Origin of the sequence: Ochrobactrum sp. BTU2 (assembly GCF_024539785.1) — a bacterium.
Taxonomy (GTDB): Bacteria; Pseudomonadota; Alphaproteobacteria; order Rhizobiales; family Rhizobiaceae; genus Brucella; species Brucella anthropi.
Window position 1 is genome coordinate 1 of the sequence record NZ_JAHWRG010000033.1, and the last position, 17,615, is coordinate 17,615.

The window sequence follows — 17,615 nt, forward strand, 5'->3', positions numbered from 1 at the left end:
GAGCGATACGTTCATCGTTACCATCAAATTCTCCCTTCACTGCAATTAAAATCGCAGATTGGCAAAGTTTGTCAATGCTATTTTCACTAGCTACCTATCCATTTAACGTTCAAGGCCAGACCGTTGATTATGATTGCCAGTCAACAACGGGCCTTCGCATCCATCCGGTGTTCAATATCGTGTGTGTTAAACGTGGCCCCGCCACCTCTAAAAAGTGCTGTACAGATATTGGGCAGTAAACAGATCGAGATGCCCGCCACCGACATTCTTGTAGACCGTGATCTCGCGATCATCGCTGCGGCCCGGATGTTTTGGCTGACATAGCTCAATCAAATCAGCTTCGATCTGCTCATGCTTGATCAGTCCAGTGGCGAGCGGAATTCCGAGTTCGCCCGAACCATCACAGCAATGGCGCGTATCAACAAATACCCGTCCGGCACGACGGAACACGTCATCATCGGCTTCACGCATGTCCGGCATATAGGCACCGATCAGATCGACATGAGCGCCCTCTTTGAGGAGTTTTCCCTTAACCAGCGGATTGGTCGACATGGTGACACACGATATGATGTCCGCCATCGAGACTGTGTTATCGAGATTCTCCACGGCAACGATGTCGACGCCAGCAATGTCAAGTCGGCTGGCAAGTTTTTCCGCCCTGTCGAAGTTGCGGTTCCAGATAAAGACTTGATCGATCGACGGTCGGCTGGCGCAATGAGCCTGCACCACATGGGGCGCTAGCCCCCCGGCACCAACCACCAGCAAGGTACGGGCGTCCTTGCGCGCCAGCAGGCTGGCGCCAAGTGCCGAATCTGCCGCCGTCTTCTTGAAGGTTTCAATGGCGCCATCACAGACCATGAGTGCTTCGCCGGTCTGACCGCTGAACAGCGTTACCGTGCCCTGGATCGAAGGTTGGGCCACAGGAAGTTTGACATTCGCAGGGAAAACACCGACCAGCTTGACGGCAACCGCCTCCCCTTCGAGCCAAGCTACCAGGGACACAAACTGGTTGTCTGCGCTTTTCCGATCCTGAAGCACGGTAGTGTCGCTTTGCGGTCGTTTGCCGCTCGCATGCGCTTGACGCAAGGCTTCGATCAATCCCGGATAATCGAGCGCGGCTTCGGTTTGCTGTGCATTGAGAATTATCATCATTCGTTCCTGTCACGCCACGCGCTTCAAAAAACTTTTAGTACGCGGATGTTGTGGATTGCCCATAACCTTTTTAGGCGGGCCGGATTCAACAATCACGCCACCATCCATGAAAATCAGATGGTCGGCGACTTCGCGAGCGAAGTTCATTTCATGCGTGACGACAATCATGGTCACGCCATCTTCGGCCAACTGGCGCATCACCGCCAGAACCTCACCGACCAGTTCCGGATCAAGAGCTGATGTGGGTTCATCAAAAAGCATCAGCCGAGGCTGCATCGCCAATGAACGGGCAATCGCCACGCGTTGCTGCTGCCCACCGGAGAGCTGGTCGGGATAATAATTCGCGCGCTCGGTAAGGCCGACTTTTTCCAGCAGCTTCATCGCCGCGGCGGTGGCCGACCGGCGACCTATCTTGCGTACGATCATAGGCGCCTCGATGATGTTTTCCACCACGGTCTTATGGGGGAAGAGATGGAAGCCCTGGAACACCATGCCCATTTTCTGGCGCTGGCGTGCCAGTTCGTTGAAGGACATCGTATAAAGCCGCTCACCCTGCCAACGCATGCCGATCGGCTCGCCTTCCAGCAACACGGCACCGGAATCCGGCACTTCGAGATAGTTCAGGCAGCGCAGCAATGTGCTTTTGCCGGAGCCGGATGGGCCGACAATGCAGGTCACGTCCCCCTTTTCCACCGTCATGTCGATGCCGTCGAGCACCCGGTGATTGCCAAAAGATTTGGTCAGTCTTTCCACCTGCAGCAGTGGCAAGCTCGCGGGCGTTTCATTCATTTTTGATATCCAAGCGCAAATTTGAAGGGCAGAAGTCTGGATAGGAATGATGCGGAACGGGTGGTCTGCCGGGATTTCAGGTGGTTCTCGACATGGTGCTCGAGGATGGTCAGGGCAGTCGACAGGATGAGATACCAGATCGTGGCCACGATCAGCAGCGGAATGGTCTGGTAGGTGCGCGAATAAATCATCTGCGCCGAATAAAGCAGATCTGGCAAGGCCAGAACGCTGACCAGTGACGTGAATTTCAGCATTGAAATGGTGTCATTGCCGATCGGAGGAATGATGATGCGGATTGCCTGGGGCAACACGATCCGCGTCATGATCTGAAATCGCGTCATGCCAAGCGTCGCGGCGGCCTCGGTCTGGCCCGGGTTGATCGCCTGGATGCCAGCGCGGATGGTTTCGGCGGCATAGGCGCTTTCTGTAAAGGACAGGCCAAGCAGTGCTGCACTCATCGGCGTGATCAGCGTGTTCATGTCCCAGGACCACAATGTCGGCCCGAACGGAACGCCAATGGTCAGATTGGGAACCAGAAGCGCCAGATTGTACCAGAAAATCAGCTGAACCAGGGGTGGAACGCCGCGAAAGAACCATATCCACAGCCAGCTTGCCCATTGCAGCACCGGATTGGCCGAAAGGCGCATCACGGCCAGTATGATGCCGATTGCAAAACCGAAGATCATTGCGGCAAAAGTCAGGAACAGCGTGCGCGCCAAGCCAGCGAGAATGTCGGGATGAAACATGTAGCGCACAACAATGTTCCATTGCAGGTTCTCATTGGTCGCCAGCATATTGACAAAACTCAATGCGATCAGAATGAGCACGGCGCCGGTGATCCATCGAGACGGATGGCGCACGGGTATCGGTTTGACACTATGTATATCCGGCCGGTGCGCGACCGTCTTTGCTGTTCTTGCCATGATTTACTCCAGACTACCGTATCGTGTTTAGCGAAATTCGTATTCGAACTTACCAAACCCGCCGGCCCGTGTTCCGGGCCGGCCCTTGCGTAATGGACCGCGGCTGTATTCGCACCGCCGCCGGCTGACGGGCGTTCTCCTTCAATCGGCCCTGACTATTTTGGCTCCGGATTGTCCTTAGTAACCAGAACCGCCTTTTCCAGGGTGCCGGCGCCATCAACGCCCCACTTTGCCATGATTTCCTTGTAGGAGCCGTCATCGATCATGGACTGGATGGCATCACGGAAAACTGGCCCAAGCGCATCACCCTTGCGCACGCCAATGCCGTTGAAGACCGGATTGCTGACCAGTTCAGATACGCTGAAGCGTCCGGTAATCTTGGCCATATAATGCATTTTTGCCGATCCGGCCGCCACCATCTCAACACGCCCCGAGGACACGGCCAGCTCGGCAGCGTTCTGAGTGGTGAATTGCTGCAGGTTAATCGGCTTCTCACCGGCGGATTCGCACAATTCCGCGCTCTTTTCCTTCAGATATTGGTAGTCCCAGGCACCTGTCATCACTGCAACGCTATGGCCGCACAGATCTTTTTCCGACTTGATGGAAAAGTCCTTGCCTTTCAAGAAGGCATAGGCGGTGCCTTCCTTGCGCTGAGGAATGAAATCAAGCGAATCAAGCCGTTCCGGCGTCACACCGAAGGAAGAAAATCCGGCGTCAAAACGCTTGCTGGCCAGGCCCGGAATGATGGCGTCGAAACTGGTTGCGGTAAATTCGAATGGTACGCCAATGCGTTCCGACATGGCTTTGGCCATGTCGATGCTCCAGCCTTTCAGGACGCCGTCTTCGACAAACTCGTCCGGTGGCCAGTCATTGAAGGCAGCAATCTTGACGCCCTTCCTGTAATTCTCCGGCACAGCGTCCTGTAGTGCCTTGATCGGTGCGGCATGCACCGAGGTGATGCTGGCGGCCGTGGCCAGCGCCGCCAGCGCTACCATCATGCGCCGGGATGCGGTTTTGCGACGATTGGTCATTTATCTCCCCTTTGATTGGAACTTTATCCCCGTGCGAGGCTCGTCTTCTACTTGCGTTGCTGAAAATGATATGCGAACGTTCTCACAATATAGCCATTGATTGATCGCATCCGTCAAGTTGAAAGTTGAGATCAGGCCCATCATCGCCTATGAAACGGTACAGGTATTGAGCAGCGTGAAACTGCTTGGAAGGAACGCGCAGACATGAGTGGACGACGCGCCGACAAGACGACCATTGCCGATGTGGCGCGCCTGGCCGGCGTCAGCACCGCGACCGCCGGACGTGTATTGGGCGGCTATGGCTATACCAGCGAAGAAATCCGCGACAAGGTGAAGAAATCCGCTGATATGCTGGGCTATCGCCCCAATCTGCTGGCACGCAGTCTTATCACCGGGCGCAGCAAGACCATAGGCGTTGTCGCGGGCGACATGCAAAGCCCGTTTTACGCCAGTATTCTGCGCGGTATTTCCGATGTGGTTCGTGCGCGCGGCTTTGGCTTGATCGTCACCAACAGCGATGAATCGATCGATCGTGAGCTGGAGGCAGTGGATCTTCTGCGCGAAAAGCAGGCCGACGGCATCATCATTGCGCCCTGTGATATTCTCAAGGCGCAGCACTTGCACGATGTCGTTGCCAGCGGCTGTCCGGTGGTTCAGATCGATCGCCGCGTGAAGGGATTGAAGGCGGATTCGGTGACCGTCAATGGCCGCCAGGCCGCCCACGCCGCAGTGACCCAAATGATTCTCGACGGCCATAGTCGGATTGGCGTACTGGCGGAACTCGAGCATGGCCGCTACAAGAATCTCAACGCATTTCTTCACGACCGCCAGCACAAGAAAATCGATATTTCATCGCTTTATCCGAGCTGGCAACGTCTGCTCGGCTATATCGAAGCGCATGAGGAAGCCGGGATCGCCTTTGATCCGAGCCTCGTTGCCCAGGTGGGCAGCTATTCGATCGATATTGCCCGCCAGCACGCCATCGCGTTGCTGACCCGGGAAACCCCGCCTTCAGCGCTGTTTACCACCGATGGATTGATGTCAGCCGGCGCCATGCTGGCAATCAGCGAACTCGATATTTCCATTCCGCAGCAACTGTCCGTGGTCTGCTTCGACGATCTGGACTGGATGTCGTTCTTTACCCCTAAACTGACGGCAATCCGGCAGCCGCTGCTCGAGGTTGGCGAAGCCGCGGCTCGTCTGGTCCTGGAGCGGCTCGATAGCGCCGATCGGGCGCAGCAGGATATCGTGCTGCATGCCGAATGGCAGCCCCGTTGTTCGCTCGCCCGCCATCCCGGTTGATCTGGCCGGTCTTAACCTCAAAAAGACACGCGCAGCGAGCTCAATCCTGCAACTCGGCTATAGGCTCGCCGAGATCAATCGGCGCGGCATGACCTGTACCACCATATTGGCCACATGTCGCCGCAGCAACGCGTGACGCCGCCTGTAGCAATGTTGCGGGCGCCTCGCCTTTCACCAGGCCATAAAGGGTGCGGGCGATGAAACTGTCACCAGCGCCTAACGTGTCAACCGCCACAATCGGTGTTGCTTCGGCATGGAAAACCCCTTGCGCACCGGCAAGAACTGCGCCCTTGGTGCCGCGGGTGATCAGCACCCAATCCGCGCCGCTCTCGCGCAGGCAGGCAATGGTCGCCGTAACCTCGTCCGGCGAAAGCTCACCGCCCGAAACAGCGGCTAGAAAGCATTTCGGGCCGATGCGCCGATAGTGTTCCACGTCGCGCCGGGTGGAGAAATCATAGGACAGACGTTGCGGCGCAATGGCATCCAGCCAGCCGTCAAGGCCGCTCGACTGACCGATATGGACGGCATCGAACCGGCGCGCAAACTGAATATCGGCGGCGCTCGGCTCAAACATCGACACTCCGAGATCAAAGCGGATGAAATAGCGATCATTGTTACCGCGATGACCAATGATGCAATAGGCCGTCTTGCCTGTGGCCTCCATGCGCAGATGCGAAGTATCGACGTCCTCGTCGCGCAGTGCGGCCTGAATGACCCTTCCAGCCGCATCTGCGGCAACCACGCCGATATAGGCCGCCTCGGCTCCAAAACGGCTCATATGGATAGCGACATTGACACAGTTACCGCCCGGAAACATTTCCCGACGCGAAATGTAACAATCGACGACATTATCGCCCATCGCCGCGATTTTGATCATTCTTATTTTCCCAATTGACAAGATGTGAGAACGTTCGCACACTAAAGTAGAACTGTCAACGTATCGCGGGGTTGGTACCGGGAAATGTTGCACTGGACCGGAACGGCTGCCGATCGGCACAGCCGGGCTCTTCAAGACGCTGAAAAGAGGAATAGAATGCCCAAACAACTTCCTACCGATATTGCTGAAACCTTGAATGCGCTTGCGCAGCGGGATTTTTCGCATGTGTTTCTGGTTGCCTGCGGCGGATCGCTGTCAATCATGCATCCGGGCAAGTATTTTCTGGATCGCCATTCGGGACTGCTGACCTCTGATGTCTATAATGGCGACGAGTTCGTCACACGCGACCCGCGTCGCCTCAACAGCGATGCCATTGTCATTCTGTGCTCCCAGACGGGCACCACCAAGGAAACGGTGCGGGCGGCAGAACATGCCCGTCGCCGGGGCGCCTGCGTGATCTCCCTGACGCTGGATCCGCAATCGCCGCTCGCCGCCGCCGCCGACCACGTGCTGCAATACCAGGCGTCCTACACCACCGGCATTCCGATCGATGGTGCCGACAGCAATTACAGCGTGCTTTACATGTTGCTGGCGGGCGTTGTCGATTTACGCGACAAGTCCAGCCTGCTGCCCAAACTGCTGGAAAGCCTGCCGGCACTGCAACCGGCCATTGAACGCGGTCAGCAGCATTTTGATGAAACCTTTACCAGATATGCAGAGCGCTATGGCCGCGAAAAAGTCGTGTACACCATGGCTAGCGGTCCGGTTTATGGCGCAGCCTATTCATTCTCCATCTGCGTGCTCATGGAAATGCTGTGGATCAACTCGCAAGCTATCCACGCCAATGAGTTCTTCCATGGCCCATTCGAAGTCCTCGATAAAAATGCCTGTTTCGTCGTCATGATTGGGCTCGATGAAACGCGTGCGCTGGCCGAGCGTGGCCGGGATTTCCTGTACCGTTTCGGCGAGCCGGACAATATGTTGGTGCTGGATGCAGCGAAACTCGATCTCGCTGGCATAGATGACACTTTCAAGGGATATTTCGTGCCGTTGATTTTCTTCGATGCTCTTTGGAAATTTGCCTATAAGTTGGCGGCGAAACGTGAACAGGTCATGCTGGACGGTCGCCGCTACATGAAAAAGATCACCGACTACTAACAGCACCCCGGCTCAATCTTCGTTGAAGTTGGGCCGGGACTACTACCGTTCCCGACATTGCCATGGCTGCTCGCTATACGGTGAATGGCCTCCATAATGCGGAGCTCGCCGCTACGATCTTTTCCGACCAACACCGTACGACAATCAATTGCGTTTGCCAGAGATCAATGCGTTACCTTTTCAAAACCGCACTATATACCGCTGCGCCGAAATCACTGCCCAAAGATGATACTCAAAACTCTAGATTACTTGAACCGGAACGGCTGTTCCATTGGCGGAGAAGATATGCATGTCCTTCGTCGAAGCTGTAAATCGTAATGTATCTGAGAGCCTAAAATCCGCTTCCTCAGGGGTTTTGATCAGATATTTGGTGTCGGAACCGACCATGTCGATGTAAAGGATTTGCGCCTCGCCCAGATGCTCTACAAGATCCACGGTTCCCGAAAAGAGGGGGCTGCCAGTTTCCTCGCGGGCAATCCTGGTATTCTCGGGTCGGATTCCAACGCTCACTCTATCATCGAGCGCGAAACTTCCATCATTGGCTTGAAGTGCGAGTTTCGTCCCACAGTCGAGATGGCAGGTGTAATTGCGTCCTGCCGCCTCCGATATGGTGCCTGCAAGTATGTTCATGGCGGGGGAACCGATAAACTGGGCAACAAAGAGGTTGGCTGGCTTTTTGTAAAGCTCCACAGGTGTTCCGATCTGCTCGATATGGCCATCCTTGAACACAACAATCCGATCCGCCAGTGTCATCGCCTCCACCTGATCATGCGTCACATAAATCATGGTCACATCGGGCATGCTTTGCTTGAGTTTTGCAAGTTCAATGCGGGTGGCGACCCGCAGGGCCGCATCAAGATTGGACAAGGGTTCGTCGAACAGGAAAACACGCGGGTTCCTGACAATCGCTCGTCCAATCGCAACACGTTGCCTTTGCCCGCCTGAGAGGGCTTTGGGCAGGCGTTGCAGATAGTGACTCAGCTGGAGGATTTCGCCCGCTTTTCTGACCCGTTTGTCTATCTCTGCCTTTGTCACGCCGGCGATCCGCAGACCGAAAGCCATATTCTCATAAACTGTCATATGCGGATAAAGCGCGTAGGACTGAAAAACCATGGAAATACCCCGTTTTGACGGAGCGACATTGTTCATACGTTCCCCGGCGATGATGAGATCACCCGACGTGATTGTCTCAAGGCCTGCAATCGAGCGCAAAAGGGTTGACTTTCCACAGCCGGACGGCCCCACGAAGACAATGAACTCACCCGATTTGATATCAAGATCAATGCCGTGGAGTACTTCGAGATTGGAGTAGGATTTGCGTATATTCTTCAGCGACAGATCGGCCATTGTTCCCGTTCCTTGTATTCTTGTTCGGCGTGGGTTGCGTTGCTCACGGAGCCAGACTGGCCAGAAACCTTGTTATGGGACCCGGGACACGGTTGAGAATTTCGGTATCGTTTTTTCTGCGAATAGCCCGGCGGACAATTCTCGCACCCAGGTAGCGCACGGGTTCGGGCGGAAGCCTGGTGCGATTTTTGATCCCCACCAAACCACAGCCGCTCCATTTATCCACGCGGCCAAGCATCAGGCTTGCAAGGATCCGGCCCGCGACAGGTGTCTGGGCAATGCCGGTGCCATTGAACCCCAGCGCATAGAATATATTCGGATGGTGTCGTAAATGATCGAACACCGGCAGATGCTGCGCGGTGCAGTCGATCGGACCGCTCCAGTCATAAAGGATCGGCACGTCCTTTAGCTGAGGATAGACGCGGTGGAGTTCACGGATATTGTCTGCGCCACCGTCAGCGCTGCGATTAAACCGTGCATCGATCCGATCACCATAGGCAATTCCACCCGTCCCGCGTCCAAAGACAACCTGACCGGACGTGGTGCGCTGATAATAAAGCACGTGATGCTGCGCATCGCAGATTGAGGCACCATCGGTCCATCCGATACGCTCCAGCAGATCCGCGGCCGGCGCTGTCGCGATCAGTTGGCTGCTTACCACATACAGATAGGGATGAAGTTCGGGTATCGCGGAAGCCCAGGCATTGACCGTTAAGGCAACTTTGCTGGCAGTCAATGTACCCTGTTGCGTTTTCAGTTCGGCTCGCTCACCTGGAACGATCTCCAATACCGGGCTATTTTCATGAATGACAATCCCCTTCGAGAGCGCGAGCTTGCGAAGCCCAAGGGCAAGTTTGGCGGGCTGGACCGTCCCGGCCCGCTCTTCGACAATTCCTGTATAGGAAGCGCTTGAACCCGTACGCCTTTCAATATCCGGTGCATTCAGTAGCTTAAACGGGTTGAAGTCCGATTTCTGGCAGATGTCCAGGGCTTTTCCCCATGCATTCTCCTGGGCGCGGGAGCTTGCGGTCCACAGCCAACCATCAAGACGCAGATCCATGTCGATGGTTCCGCAGTCTTGCAGCGCTTTCAGCTCGTCAATCGCGTCGCAGGTTGCCTGACAAAGCATGCGTGCATCGGCGTCGCCGACAAGATCGCGCAACATATCGATTTCAGCATACCAGCTGTGGACTTGTCCGCCATTACGCCCGGATGCCCCCGAACCGCAAAAATCTGCTTCCAGGATCGTAATATGCGCCGTTGGTTCCTGCTCACGTAAGCGAAGTGCCGTCCAAAGACCGGCATATCCGCCGCCAACGATTGCAATATCGCATTGCTGCCGGCCCGTTAAAGGTGCGGTGACCGGATCGGCGCCAATGCTTTGCAACCAGAAAGAACGATCCCGTTTTGCTGCGGCAACAGGTGGCCTCATTTTGATTGCGTTCATAGACGGACCCTCTGCGCTGTTGCTATCACATCTTGATATTTGTCGAGCAGCCACTGCGGGATTGACTGCAAGGGTTGGGGAAAGCCGCCCGGGTGGGTGCAGGTTTCAGAGGCACTGACAGCAGCGTATTGCAGTGCCTCTTCTTCAGAACAGTCTCCCAGGAGAAGCGCCACCAGGAATGAGGCAATAAAACTATCCCCGGCCCCACACGTATCGACCACATTTACGGGCACCGAGCCTGCAGAATACAACTGACGTCCATTGTCATAGAATGAACCGCGTTTGCCGCAGGTGATAACGACCCGTTGCGCTCCAGCCTGCTTGAATTGCGCAATCAGTGGCTGCACCGGTTCCTCTGGATCGTCGGGACCTGACGCAAACACCAGGGGGACGCCTTCAAGTGCCAGGTCAAAATGCCGGGTCGAGACATCCACACTAAACCTGGCACCGTCGTTGACGAGCTGGCGCACCAGCTCCTGACTGGAATTGGTTCCAAGATGGATCCAGTCCGCTGAAAGCAATGACTGATATCGCGGCTGGTCTGGCATGTAGTTTTCACCAACACCCAGAGATTCAAACAGAAAATGCCGTTCACCGCCAATATCGGTCAAAAGCGTTACAGCTGAATTTCCCTGAATAGTTTCAATATCGCTTGGCACAAGTCCGACATCTTCGATCACACCAAGCATGATCTCTGCTTCCCTGTCGGGTGCCAGTGCGCCCATATAACGGGCGCCGACCCCAAGCCGTTTCCACTGCACAGCAACATTGAGGGCATTTCCACCAACAGTAACGACCCCCTTGTTCAGATAAGCATCAAGGCAGTTGTCACCCACAGCAACAAGATTGAGATTTGCGTTCTTCATCATCATTCCGCGGTATCAAAATGGGGGGAAATCGCATCAAGGCAGCGCCGCCAGACTGCAACCGGATCCAGTGCATATGAGCCGTTGCCAAATGGCTCGAAGGTCAATGTGCCCCGGAATGAATGATGGGCGATTTCAGCAAGGTAGCCGTCAAGTGGCAAATTTCCGTCCCCCCACGCCAAATGTCCCGCCGGTGTTCCATCGACGACATGAACATGGGCAAGACGTTTGCCAAATCTCGAAAAGTAATCACCAACCTTATCTCCGGCCGCGGCCATGGCAACCAGATCAAGTACCAGGTCGACATTTTCCGCATGCAGATCCTGCCAGAGACGTTCAAGATCGGCGGCATTATTGACGATGTTGCTTTCAGTGCGCTGTAGAGGCTCAAGCAGACATCGAAGCCCCAGATTGGCCGCATGTGCCGTAATTCTCTCCAACGACTGAAGCGAATGGTTCCACGCGCTTTCGCGGCTCTCGCACTCAAAACCCCGTCCGGGTGTCAAGAAGAGGTAGTTCGCACCCAGTTCGGCACTTAAATCGGCTGCTCGCAGAAAGCATTCAACACTCTTTTCACGATAAGCTACGTCGCCCGAGGCTATGTTGACCGGATAAAGAACCTGTTCCGGGGTGAAGCAATGTACGCTGATCCCGTTATCATTCAGAATTGACCGAACACCTGAAAGCCGTGCCCGGTCAGAATGAAACAGATCAAGATGGGGGGCTATTCCCCATAGTTCCATACGTTGAAAGCCCATCAGCCGAAGCTGTTCGACCACCCATTGAAAGGGATAGTGCTGGAACGAAAAGTTGGCACCGATCAACTGTTCACGTTTTAACATTTTCCACCACGCTATTTGCCGATGCCTTCCGCCAGCCCGCGAATGAAGAAACGCTGTGCGGCGAAGAAGACGATCAGGATCGGAAGTGCCGAAAGTGTCATTGCAGCAAAGACAACGGCATAATTGGTTCCGTGTTTTGCCATGATCGATGTAAGGCCGACGGGCAGGGTCTGCACATCCGCACCACTGGTGAAGATCATGGCGAAGAGATATTCATTCCAGGCAAACAGAACGTGCAAGATTGCACACGAGACGAGTATCGGCTTGCAAAGAGGTAAGGTCACACGCCAGAAAATCTGACCTTCACTGGCTCCGTCCATGACGGCGGCTTCGTCCAGATCGCGCGGAAGACCAAGCATATAGGCGCGAATAAGAAACGTGGTGAACGGGATGCGAAACGCGGTATAGAGAATAATAAGCGCCCAATAGGTGTTGTAGAGACCAAGCTTTTGCATGATCCGCACCAGCGGAATGACCGCAACCGTTGGGCTCAACATCAATCCGCCAAGCACCAGACCGACAAAGAACGGCTTGCCCGGCAGTTTGGATCGCGTCAGGCCATAAGCAGTCCAGGCGCTTACCAGAACCGTACAGACAGCCGAAACCAGCGTGACGATGATGCTCGTTGCAATATAGTTCCTGATGCCCTGGTTCCACGCCGATATATAGTTGTCGAGCGTGAAGCCTGTTGGCAGCGCAAAGGGCTCACCAAATATCTCGGAGTTAGTCTTAAAACCATTCAGGGCCATCCACACCAGCGGATAGATTACAACGATACCAAGACTAATGAGGAAAGTAACCAGACAGACACGCACAAGCGTCTGCACAAAATCCGTGGGTTGCATCTCGCGCGACTGATAGGGGGCGTTGCTCATAGTTCTACCCTCCGCTTTCTGGTATACCAGAGCTGTCCAAAGCCGGTCAGCAGCGTGATGATAAAAATTACCGAAGCGATAGCCGCGCCATAACCGAAGTCATTTTCAATAAAGCCCTGTTGATAGAGCCATGTTCCTAACACCTGACTGCTGTTGTTGGGGCCACCGCCTGTCATAACCATGACTTCGTTGAAGACCTGAAACGCTCCGGTAATCGTAACGATAACCATGAGACCGGTCATTTCGCGTGTCAGTGGAAAAGTTATGTTCCACAGCCGACGCCACATACCCGCGCCGTCCATAGTCGCCGCATCATAAAGTTCGCGCGGGATCTTCTGGATTGCTATGGCAAATAGAAGAGTTGAATAGCCAAAGCCCTGCCACTGGCTCATGGCAATGATTGAGTAGATCGCGGTCTGTTCTTCTCCCAGCCATGCCCGAGACCAAGCGGCAAGTCCCATATGGGTAAAAGCGGAATCCAGCAGGCCTATATCGGGCTGATAGATAAAGTAAAACAACAGCCCCGTCACTGTGATCGAAATTGCTGATGGTATGAAATAGACAGCGCGCCAGAACCTACGCCATGTTTCATGTTGCAGACCTTCAATGATCGCCGCGAGCACGAATGCACCGAACACCTGGAACACGACCGAAATGACAGCATAAAGCGTGTTGTTCAAGATTGCCGTCCAGATCACCGGATCGTCTTGCAGACGTCGATAATTATCCAGACCGACAAAGGCAGTTTCGCCAGTAAAAATATCCTGATTTGTCGTGCTGACGATAAAGTTGTTGATGATGGGATAGTAGACAAACCATAGGATTAAAACGAACGCGATCAGAACCCAACGGAACGACAGCAGCTTCGCCAGCAAACCGGACTTGTCGAATTGCGACCCGTCCGGCAGGGGGAAGCCGTTTTTGACAGCCTCCCCTCTATATTCACGCTTCATGACAGTCATCGGCCAATAACATCCTTATCGGGAAGAGGCTGCAGCCTTTTTTACCTTTTCCATGACCTGTTCCGGTGTCATGGATCCACCAATCAGGGCTTGCAGGCCCGAAAGCCAGACAGATGCAACGCGCGGTGGATTGGCCGTATCAAGCCACGGCATCAGATAGGACGAATCCGCGATAACCTTGAGACCTTCAACGACAGACGGGTTCATGCTCTCAGCCGAATATCCGCCAACAGTGGCGCTTGGCTGCCCATAAGGTGGGGCCGACAAAACCTTCCCGTTTTCGGGCGAGGTGATAAACTTCATGAAATCCACAGCCAGCGGAATGTTCTTCGACGCGGAATTGATCATATAGCCTTCAGGCGCACCTTCGATTGATTTGACATCACCCTTTGCGTCTTTCGCTGCTGGCAGTTTGAAAAAGCCAAAGTCTTCCTTCTTCAGTGCACCATCTGCCGTGCTTTGATCAAACTCGATAATTTCTTGATAGTACATTGCGGATTTGGCGTTGCTGAACTGCTGCAATGCCGAAGCATAGGATGAGCCGTTTGTACCTGCGCCGTCCGAACAATCGTCGATGAGCTTCTTCAGTTGTGTCAGGCTCTCAACATAGCCTGCATCCGAATATTCGGCCGTCTTCGGATTGAAATCCTTTTCAAGCGTCGCTTGTGGTACATTATAGGCAAGCAACTGACCGGCAAAATGCACAGCTGGCCAGCCTTCCTTGTTACCGAACGAAATCGGCGTCACACCGGACTTGCGCAGAGCTGCACATGCACTGATCAGTTCATCGAAACTCTTCGGTTCCGCCACACCGGCCTTGTCAAAAAGGGCTTTGTTATAGCCCATGAACTTTGCATCCAGATAAAGCGGAATTCCGTATAATTTGCCATTATACTGGAATGCGCTGACTGCTGCATGGGCAAGCTGTTTGCCCCATGGCGTGTCGGGACCAATAATCTTGGTCAGATCGACAGCACGATTGCCTCGCACAAAGTTCTCGCCCCAGCTCCCAGTCCAGGTGAAGTAGATATCTGGCAGCGAGTTAGACGCAACCAGGGCCTTGGTTTTCCCCTTCACGCTGTCGTCGCTTTCCTGAATAAGCTCGACTTTTACGCCTGGGTGAAGCTTCTCATATTCCTTGGCAGCGTTGACGAAATAGGGGGAAAGTTGCTGAAGGCCGAACTTCGTCAAAATGCTCAACGTGCCAGAATATTCGACGGGAGCATCAGGTTCCGCAACCACAGCGTCACTGGCGAGAGCTGCATTCATGTTGCCAGCCAACAATCCAAACATCAGGAGTGAAGCAAGGCTTGTTGTGCTCAAAAGCGTTTTGCATTTCATCTCGAAGTTCCTCTCTTTTTGCTATTGTTTCTTTATGTCGTCAGAATGCAGGAACCCGATCCGGCATAACCGGATCGGGGACGGCTCTTAGTACTCGACACGTTTGTAATAGCGCCGCGTGGTCAACGGGTGATCACGCAGCACTTCCAGATGAGCACTCAAACGTTCCAGCATGGTTGCCAGGATGATTGGGGAGATCAGGCTGCGTGTCTTTTGGGAGATGCCTGGAAGGCTGGCAGAAGCGGCGTCCAGAATACGAACCTTATCGGTGTAGCGCTTTGCGAAGTTTTCGACCCGGTCCGTCAAAGGACGGCATGCATCCTCGCCCTTGAATATGAACAGGCTGACGCCTGGCTCAACCAGTTCGAGCGTGCCGTGGAAGAAGTCGGAAGCATGAACCGGACGCGTGCGGATCCATTGCATTTCTTCGAGAATGCACATGCCGTAATAGTGAGCTTCTGGCCACGCCGTGCCAGCGCCGGTGAAGATGTGATACTTCTCGTCCTTTATTTCCTGCGCGAGCGCGGCTGCGCCTTCTTCAAAGTTCTCCTTCACCGAAACCAGTAGTTCCGGAAGGCGCTTCAACTCGGAGACGGTTTCGTCGTATTCTGGAAATTCACCGCGTTCAGCCAGCAGCGCCAGCACGATCAAGAGGGTCTGCAGGTAAAACGATTCTGAAGAAGTGTCGTCCTCTGCAAAATTGGTGAAGTTGTAATCGGCATCAAGGCCCAGAGGCGTGTCCTTGTGACCGGTAAGCGATAGCGTTTTAACACCCTTCTTTTTCAAGAATGCCAGAAGCTGCACGCTTTCCTTGGTCGTCCCCGACAGGGATGGAAGGATCACGAGTGCCTTTTCGTCCAGCCCGGCGGGCGCTTCTAAAACAACCTGAGCGGAGAATGCCGCTGACACCGGGAAAACGGTTGCGTTGCGGGCAATCTCGATTGCGGGCTGGGTCAAAAACTGTACGCCGCCCGTCCCCATGAAGAAAATGCGTTCCAGGCCATCGTCGAGCAGCCTGCGCATCAGAGCGCGTACATCCTCTGCAATTGCGACCGCGCCGCCCTGTATTTTTACAAAGCGATCTTTATCGAAGTTGAGCATTACTACCTTCCCGTTTGCGCAGTTGAAACCTCGAGAAAAGCCCGAACCGGTTTTGCGCCTGTAACTCGTTGAGACAATGTGAGATCGATCTCACATATATTTAGCGCACAAGATTTTTCCTGTGGCAAGTAGGTTTCAGAATTTTTTTACAGGCAGAAAATCAAGCTTCGTTGGCTCATCGACGGCTGACCGAACCCCGGACTATCAGCTTGGTTTCAAAGCTTATTTTCTCTGGCAGTCTCTTTTTTCCTGCTATTTTTTCAAGCAGAAGCCGGCCGGCAGCACGACCTATTTCCGACACAGGCTGGGAAACGACCGTGATCTGTGGATCGGTAAAAGTCGCCAGATTGAAATCATCAAAACCGATCAGAGAGACATCATGAGGAATCGATATTCCCATCGATCGGAAGGCTAAAAGCGCTCCCTGTGTCATCAAGCTGTCGACGGTAAAAAGTGCCGTTGGAGGCTTTTTTTGACTGAACAGGCGTATCGTTGCATCCACGGCATGCTCAACCGTCGACTGTGCGACGCAGATCAATTTTTCGCTGGGTTCGATGCCATGGGCAAGCAACGCAGTCTTATAGCCATTGAAACGCTCGCGCGATGTGAAGATGCGTGCATCATCTTGCAAAAGCGCAATATCGCGATGCCCCATTTCGATCAGATATTCAATGGCCTTGCGCGCGCCACCTTCATTGTCGACCACGACACTGTCGCACGCGACACCCTGCGCTGCGCGATCGATCAGGACCAGAGGTACGTTTTCGTCGATCAGCCGTTGCAGATGCGAACTGTCTTCGGCTGATGTCGGCGCGACGATGAAACCGCGTATGCTCAACGATTGCAGGCTGGCCAGCAGTGATTTTTCCTGATCCAGTTGTTCTTCACTGCTCGCAATGATGAGATTGTGCCCTTCTTCTCGCGCCAGCACTTCAACATCATGGGCAATTTTTGCAAAGAACGGATTCTGGATGTCGCCAAGAACGCAGCCGATAATTGGCAACTGCCCGCTGCGCAGAGCCTGAGCCAGTCGATTGCCTCTATATCCCAGTTTCTCCGCAGCAGCCTGAACCTTCTGCGCCGTTTCATCACCAACATAACCGTAACTGTTGAGTGCGCGGGCAGCCGTAGCGCGCGATACATTCGCCAGTGCCGCCACATCCTTAAGGGTCGCCGATTTCAGAGCCATACCATTTTCACAACTGATGAACCTTGACAGTTGTTATCATCCGGAGAGGCGCAAGAGTAGTACCGTCTATCAAATGATTTGCAGGATGATCGATCGAAGATTATTTGGGCTCTGATCTATTGTGCGGTGAAAGGCCGGGCATATCAAAACAGCCATCGTCGTACAGAATGGAACGGGACTGTCAGCCAACCAGGAACTCTCGCGATGCGATGATTGCCAGTCAAGATTCTGGGTCCTGCTACTCACCCGCAGTAATTTAGCTCCGTAACGCCATAAAGAGATATGAACCTATGCCATCGCAACTGATGTTTACACTTAGGTTAAGGTAACAGTGCCCACCGATAGGACTCAAACAAGCGCCACGAGGATTGTCGACCGTACTCAGAAATAGCCCCTCCACTGCTTCCGCGTGA

Annotated in this window: 17 protein-coding genes; 3 read left to right on the forward strand and 14 right to left on the reverse strand. The window is 54.1% G+C overall.

What is annotated here, in order from left to right; genetic code table 11:
* Positions 1-239: hypothetical protein (locus KWJ32_RS26625; protein WP_256886563.1), on the forward strand; the 239-nt coding region annotated here is incomplete at its 5' end.
* Here KWJ32_RS26625 and KWJ32_RS26630 read toward each other — a convergent pair.
* The 4 genes from KWJ32_RS26630 to KWJ32_RS26645 all read right to left on the reverse strand — a co-directional run bounded on the left by KWJ32_RS26630 (position 208) and on the right by KWJ32_RS26645 (position 3,895).
* A complete protein-coding gene (locus tag KWJ32_RS26630) occupies positions 208-1,149 on the reverse strand; it encodes an ornithine cyclodeaminase (RefSeq protein WP_313733556.1) in 942 nt (313 codons plus the stop codon). The genes KWJ32_RS26625 and KWJ32_RS26630 overlap by 32 nt on opposite strands.
* A gap of 12 nt (positions 1,150-1,161) precedes the next feature.
* Positions 1,162-1,941 (reverse strand): amino acid ABC transporter ATP-binding protein, encoded by a 780-nt coding sequence (locus KWJ32_RS26635; protein WP_151610662.1) that lies wholly within the window; start codon positions 1,939-1,941, stop codon positions 1,162-1,164.
* Positions 1,938-2,864, reverse strand: coding sequence for an amino acid ABC transporter permease (locus KWJ32_RS26640; RefSeq protein WP_151610661.1), 927 nt, complete (start codon positions 2,862-2,864; stop codon positions 1,938-1,940). The genes KWJ32_RS26635 and KWJ32_RS26640 overlap by 4 nt, the downstream gene beginning before the upstream one ends.
* A 155-nt stretch (positions 2,865-3,019) precedes the next feature.
* Complete coding sequence (locus tag KWJ32_RS26645; RefSeq protein WP_113534077.1) at positions 3,020-3,895, reverse strand: ABC transporter substrate-binding protein; 876 nt, start codon at positions 3,893-3,895, stop codon at positions 3,020-3,022.
* 204 nt (positions 3,896-4,099) lie between these two features.
* On the opposite strand from KWJ32_RS26645, the gene KWJ32_RS26650 reads away from it, so the two are divergent.
* The gene (locus KWJ32_RS26650; RefSeq protein ID WP_151610660.1) at positions 4,100-5,197 is read left to right on the forward strand and encodes a LacI family DNA-binding transcriptional regulator; all 1,098 of its coding nucleotides are present in this window, start codon (positions 4,100-4,102) and stop codon (positions 5,195-5,197) included.
* A gap of 40 nt (positions 5,198-5,237) precedes the next feature.
* Here the strand turns inward: KWJ32_RS26650 and KWJ32_RS26655 are convergent, their stop codons facing one another.
* Positions 5,238-6,299, reverse strand: coding sequence for a PfkB family carbohydrate kinase (locus tag KWJ32_RS26655; RefSeq protein ID WP_255447027.1), 1,062 nt, complete (start codon positions 6,297-6,299; stop codon positions 5,238-5,240).
* Here KWJ32_RS26655 and KWJ32_RS26660 point away from each other — a divergent pair.
* Positions 6,231-7,232 carry an SIS domain-containing protein gene (locus KWJ32_RS26660; protein WP_151610659.1) on the forward strand — a complete coding sequence of 334 codons (1,002 nt, stop codon included), beginning with the start codon at positions 6,231-6,233 and terminating at the stop codon, positions 7,230-7,232. The genes KWJ32_RS26655 and KWJ32_RS26660 overlap by 69 nt on opposite strands.
* A 240-nt stretch (positions 7,233-7,472) precedes the next feature.
* Here the strand turns inward: KWJ32_RS26660 and ugpC are convergent, their stop codons facing one another.
* The 9 genes from ugpC to KWJ32_RS26705 form a co-directional block, all read right to left on the reverse strand.
* On the reverse strand, positions 7,473-8,579 hold the full coding sequence (gene ugpC / locus KWJ32_RS26665; RefSeq protein ID WP_151610658.1) for a sn-glycerol-3-phosphate ABC transporter ATP-binding protein UgpC: 1,107 nt from the start codon (positions 8,577-8,579) through the stop codon (positions 7,473-7,475).
* Between the two features lie 43 nt (positions 8,580-8,622).
* Complete coding sequence (locus KWJ32_RS26670) at positions 8,623-10,080, reverse strand: FAD-binding oxidoreductase (RefSeq protein WP_235920686.1); 1,458 nt, start codon at positions 10,078-10,080, stop codon at positions 8,623-8,625.
* Positions 10,023-10,898, reverse strand: coding sequence for a PfkB family carbohydrate kinase (locus KWJ32_RS26675; protein WP_151610656.1), 876 nt, complete (start codon positions 10,896-10,898; stop codon positions 10,023-10,025). Before KWJ32_RS26675 ends, KWJ32_RS26670 begins: the two co-directional genes overlap by 58 nt.
* Entirely contained in the window at positions 10,895-11,734 is an 840-nt protein-coding gene (locus tag KWJ32_RS26680) for a TIM barrel protein (protein WP_151610655.1), read from the reverse strand. The genes KWJ32_RS26675 and KWJ32_RS26680 overlap by 4 nt, the downstream gene beginning before the upstream one ends.
* A gap of 11 nt (positions 11,735-11,745) precedes the next feature.
* Complete coding sequence (locus KWJ32_RS26685) at positions 11,746-12,609, reverse strand: carbohydrate ABC transporter permease (protein ID WP_151610654.1); 864 nt, start codon at positions 12,607-12,609, stop codon at positions 11,746-11,748.
* Entirely contained in the window at positions 12,606-13,571 is a 966-nt protein-coding gene (locus tag KWJ32_RS26690) for a sugar ABC transporter permease (RefSeq protein ID WP_151610653.1), read from the reverse strand. Before KWJ32_RS26690 ends, KWJ32_RS26685 begins: the two co-directional genes overlap by 4 nt.
* A 15-nt stretch (positions 13,572-13,586) precedes the next feature.
* The gene (locus KWJ32_RS26695) at positions 13,587-14,912 is read right to left on the reverse strand and encodes an extracellular solute-binding protein (RefSeq protein WP_151610652.1); all 1,326 of its coding nucleotides are present in this window, start codon (positions 14,910-14,912) and stop codon (positions 13,587-13,589) included.
* Between the two features lie 87 nt (positions 14,913-14,999).
* On the reverse strand, positions 15,000-16,013 hold the full coding sequence (locus KWJ32_RS26700; RefSeq protein ID WP_151610651.1) for an SIS domain-containing protein: 1,014 nt from the start codon (positions 16,011-16,013) through the stop codon (positions 15,000-15,002).
* Between the two features lie 175 nt (positions 16,014-16,188).
* Positions 16,189-17,202: a LacI family DNA-binding transcriptional regulator gene (locus tag KWJ32_RS26705; protein WP_151610650.1), complete on the reverse strand. Its 1,014-nt coding sequence runs from the start codon at positions 17,200-17,202 to the stop codon at positions 16,189-16,191.
* Between the last annotated feature and the right edge of the window lie 413 nt (positions 17,203-17,615).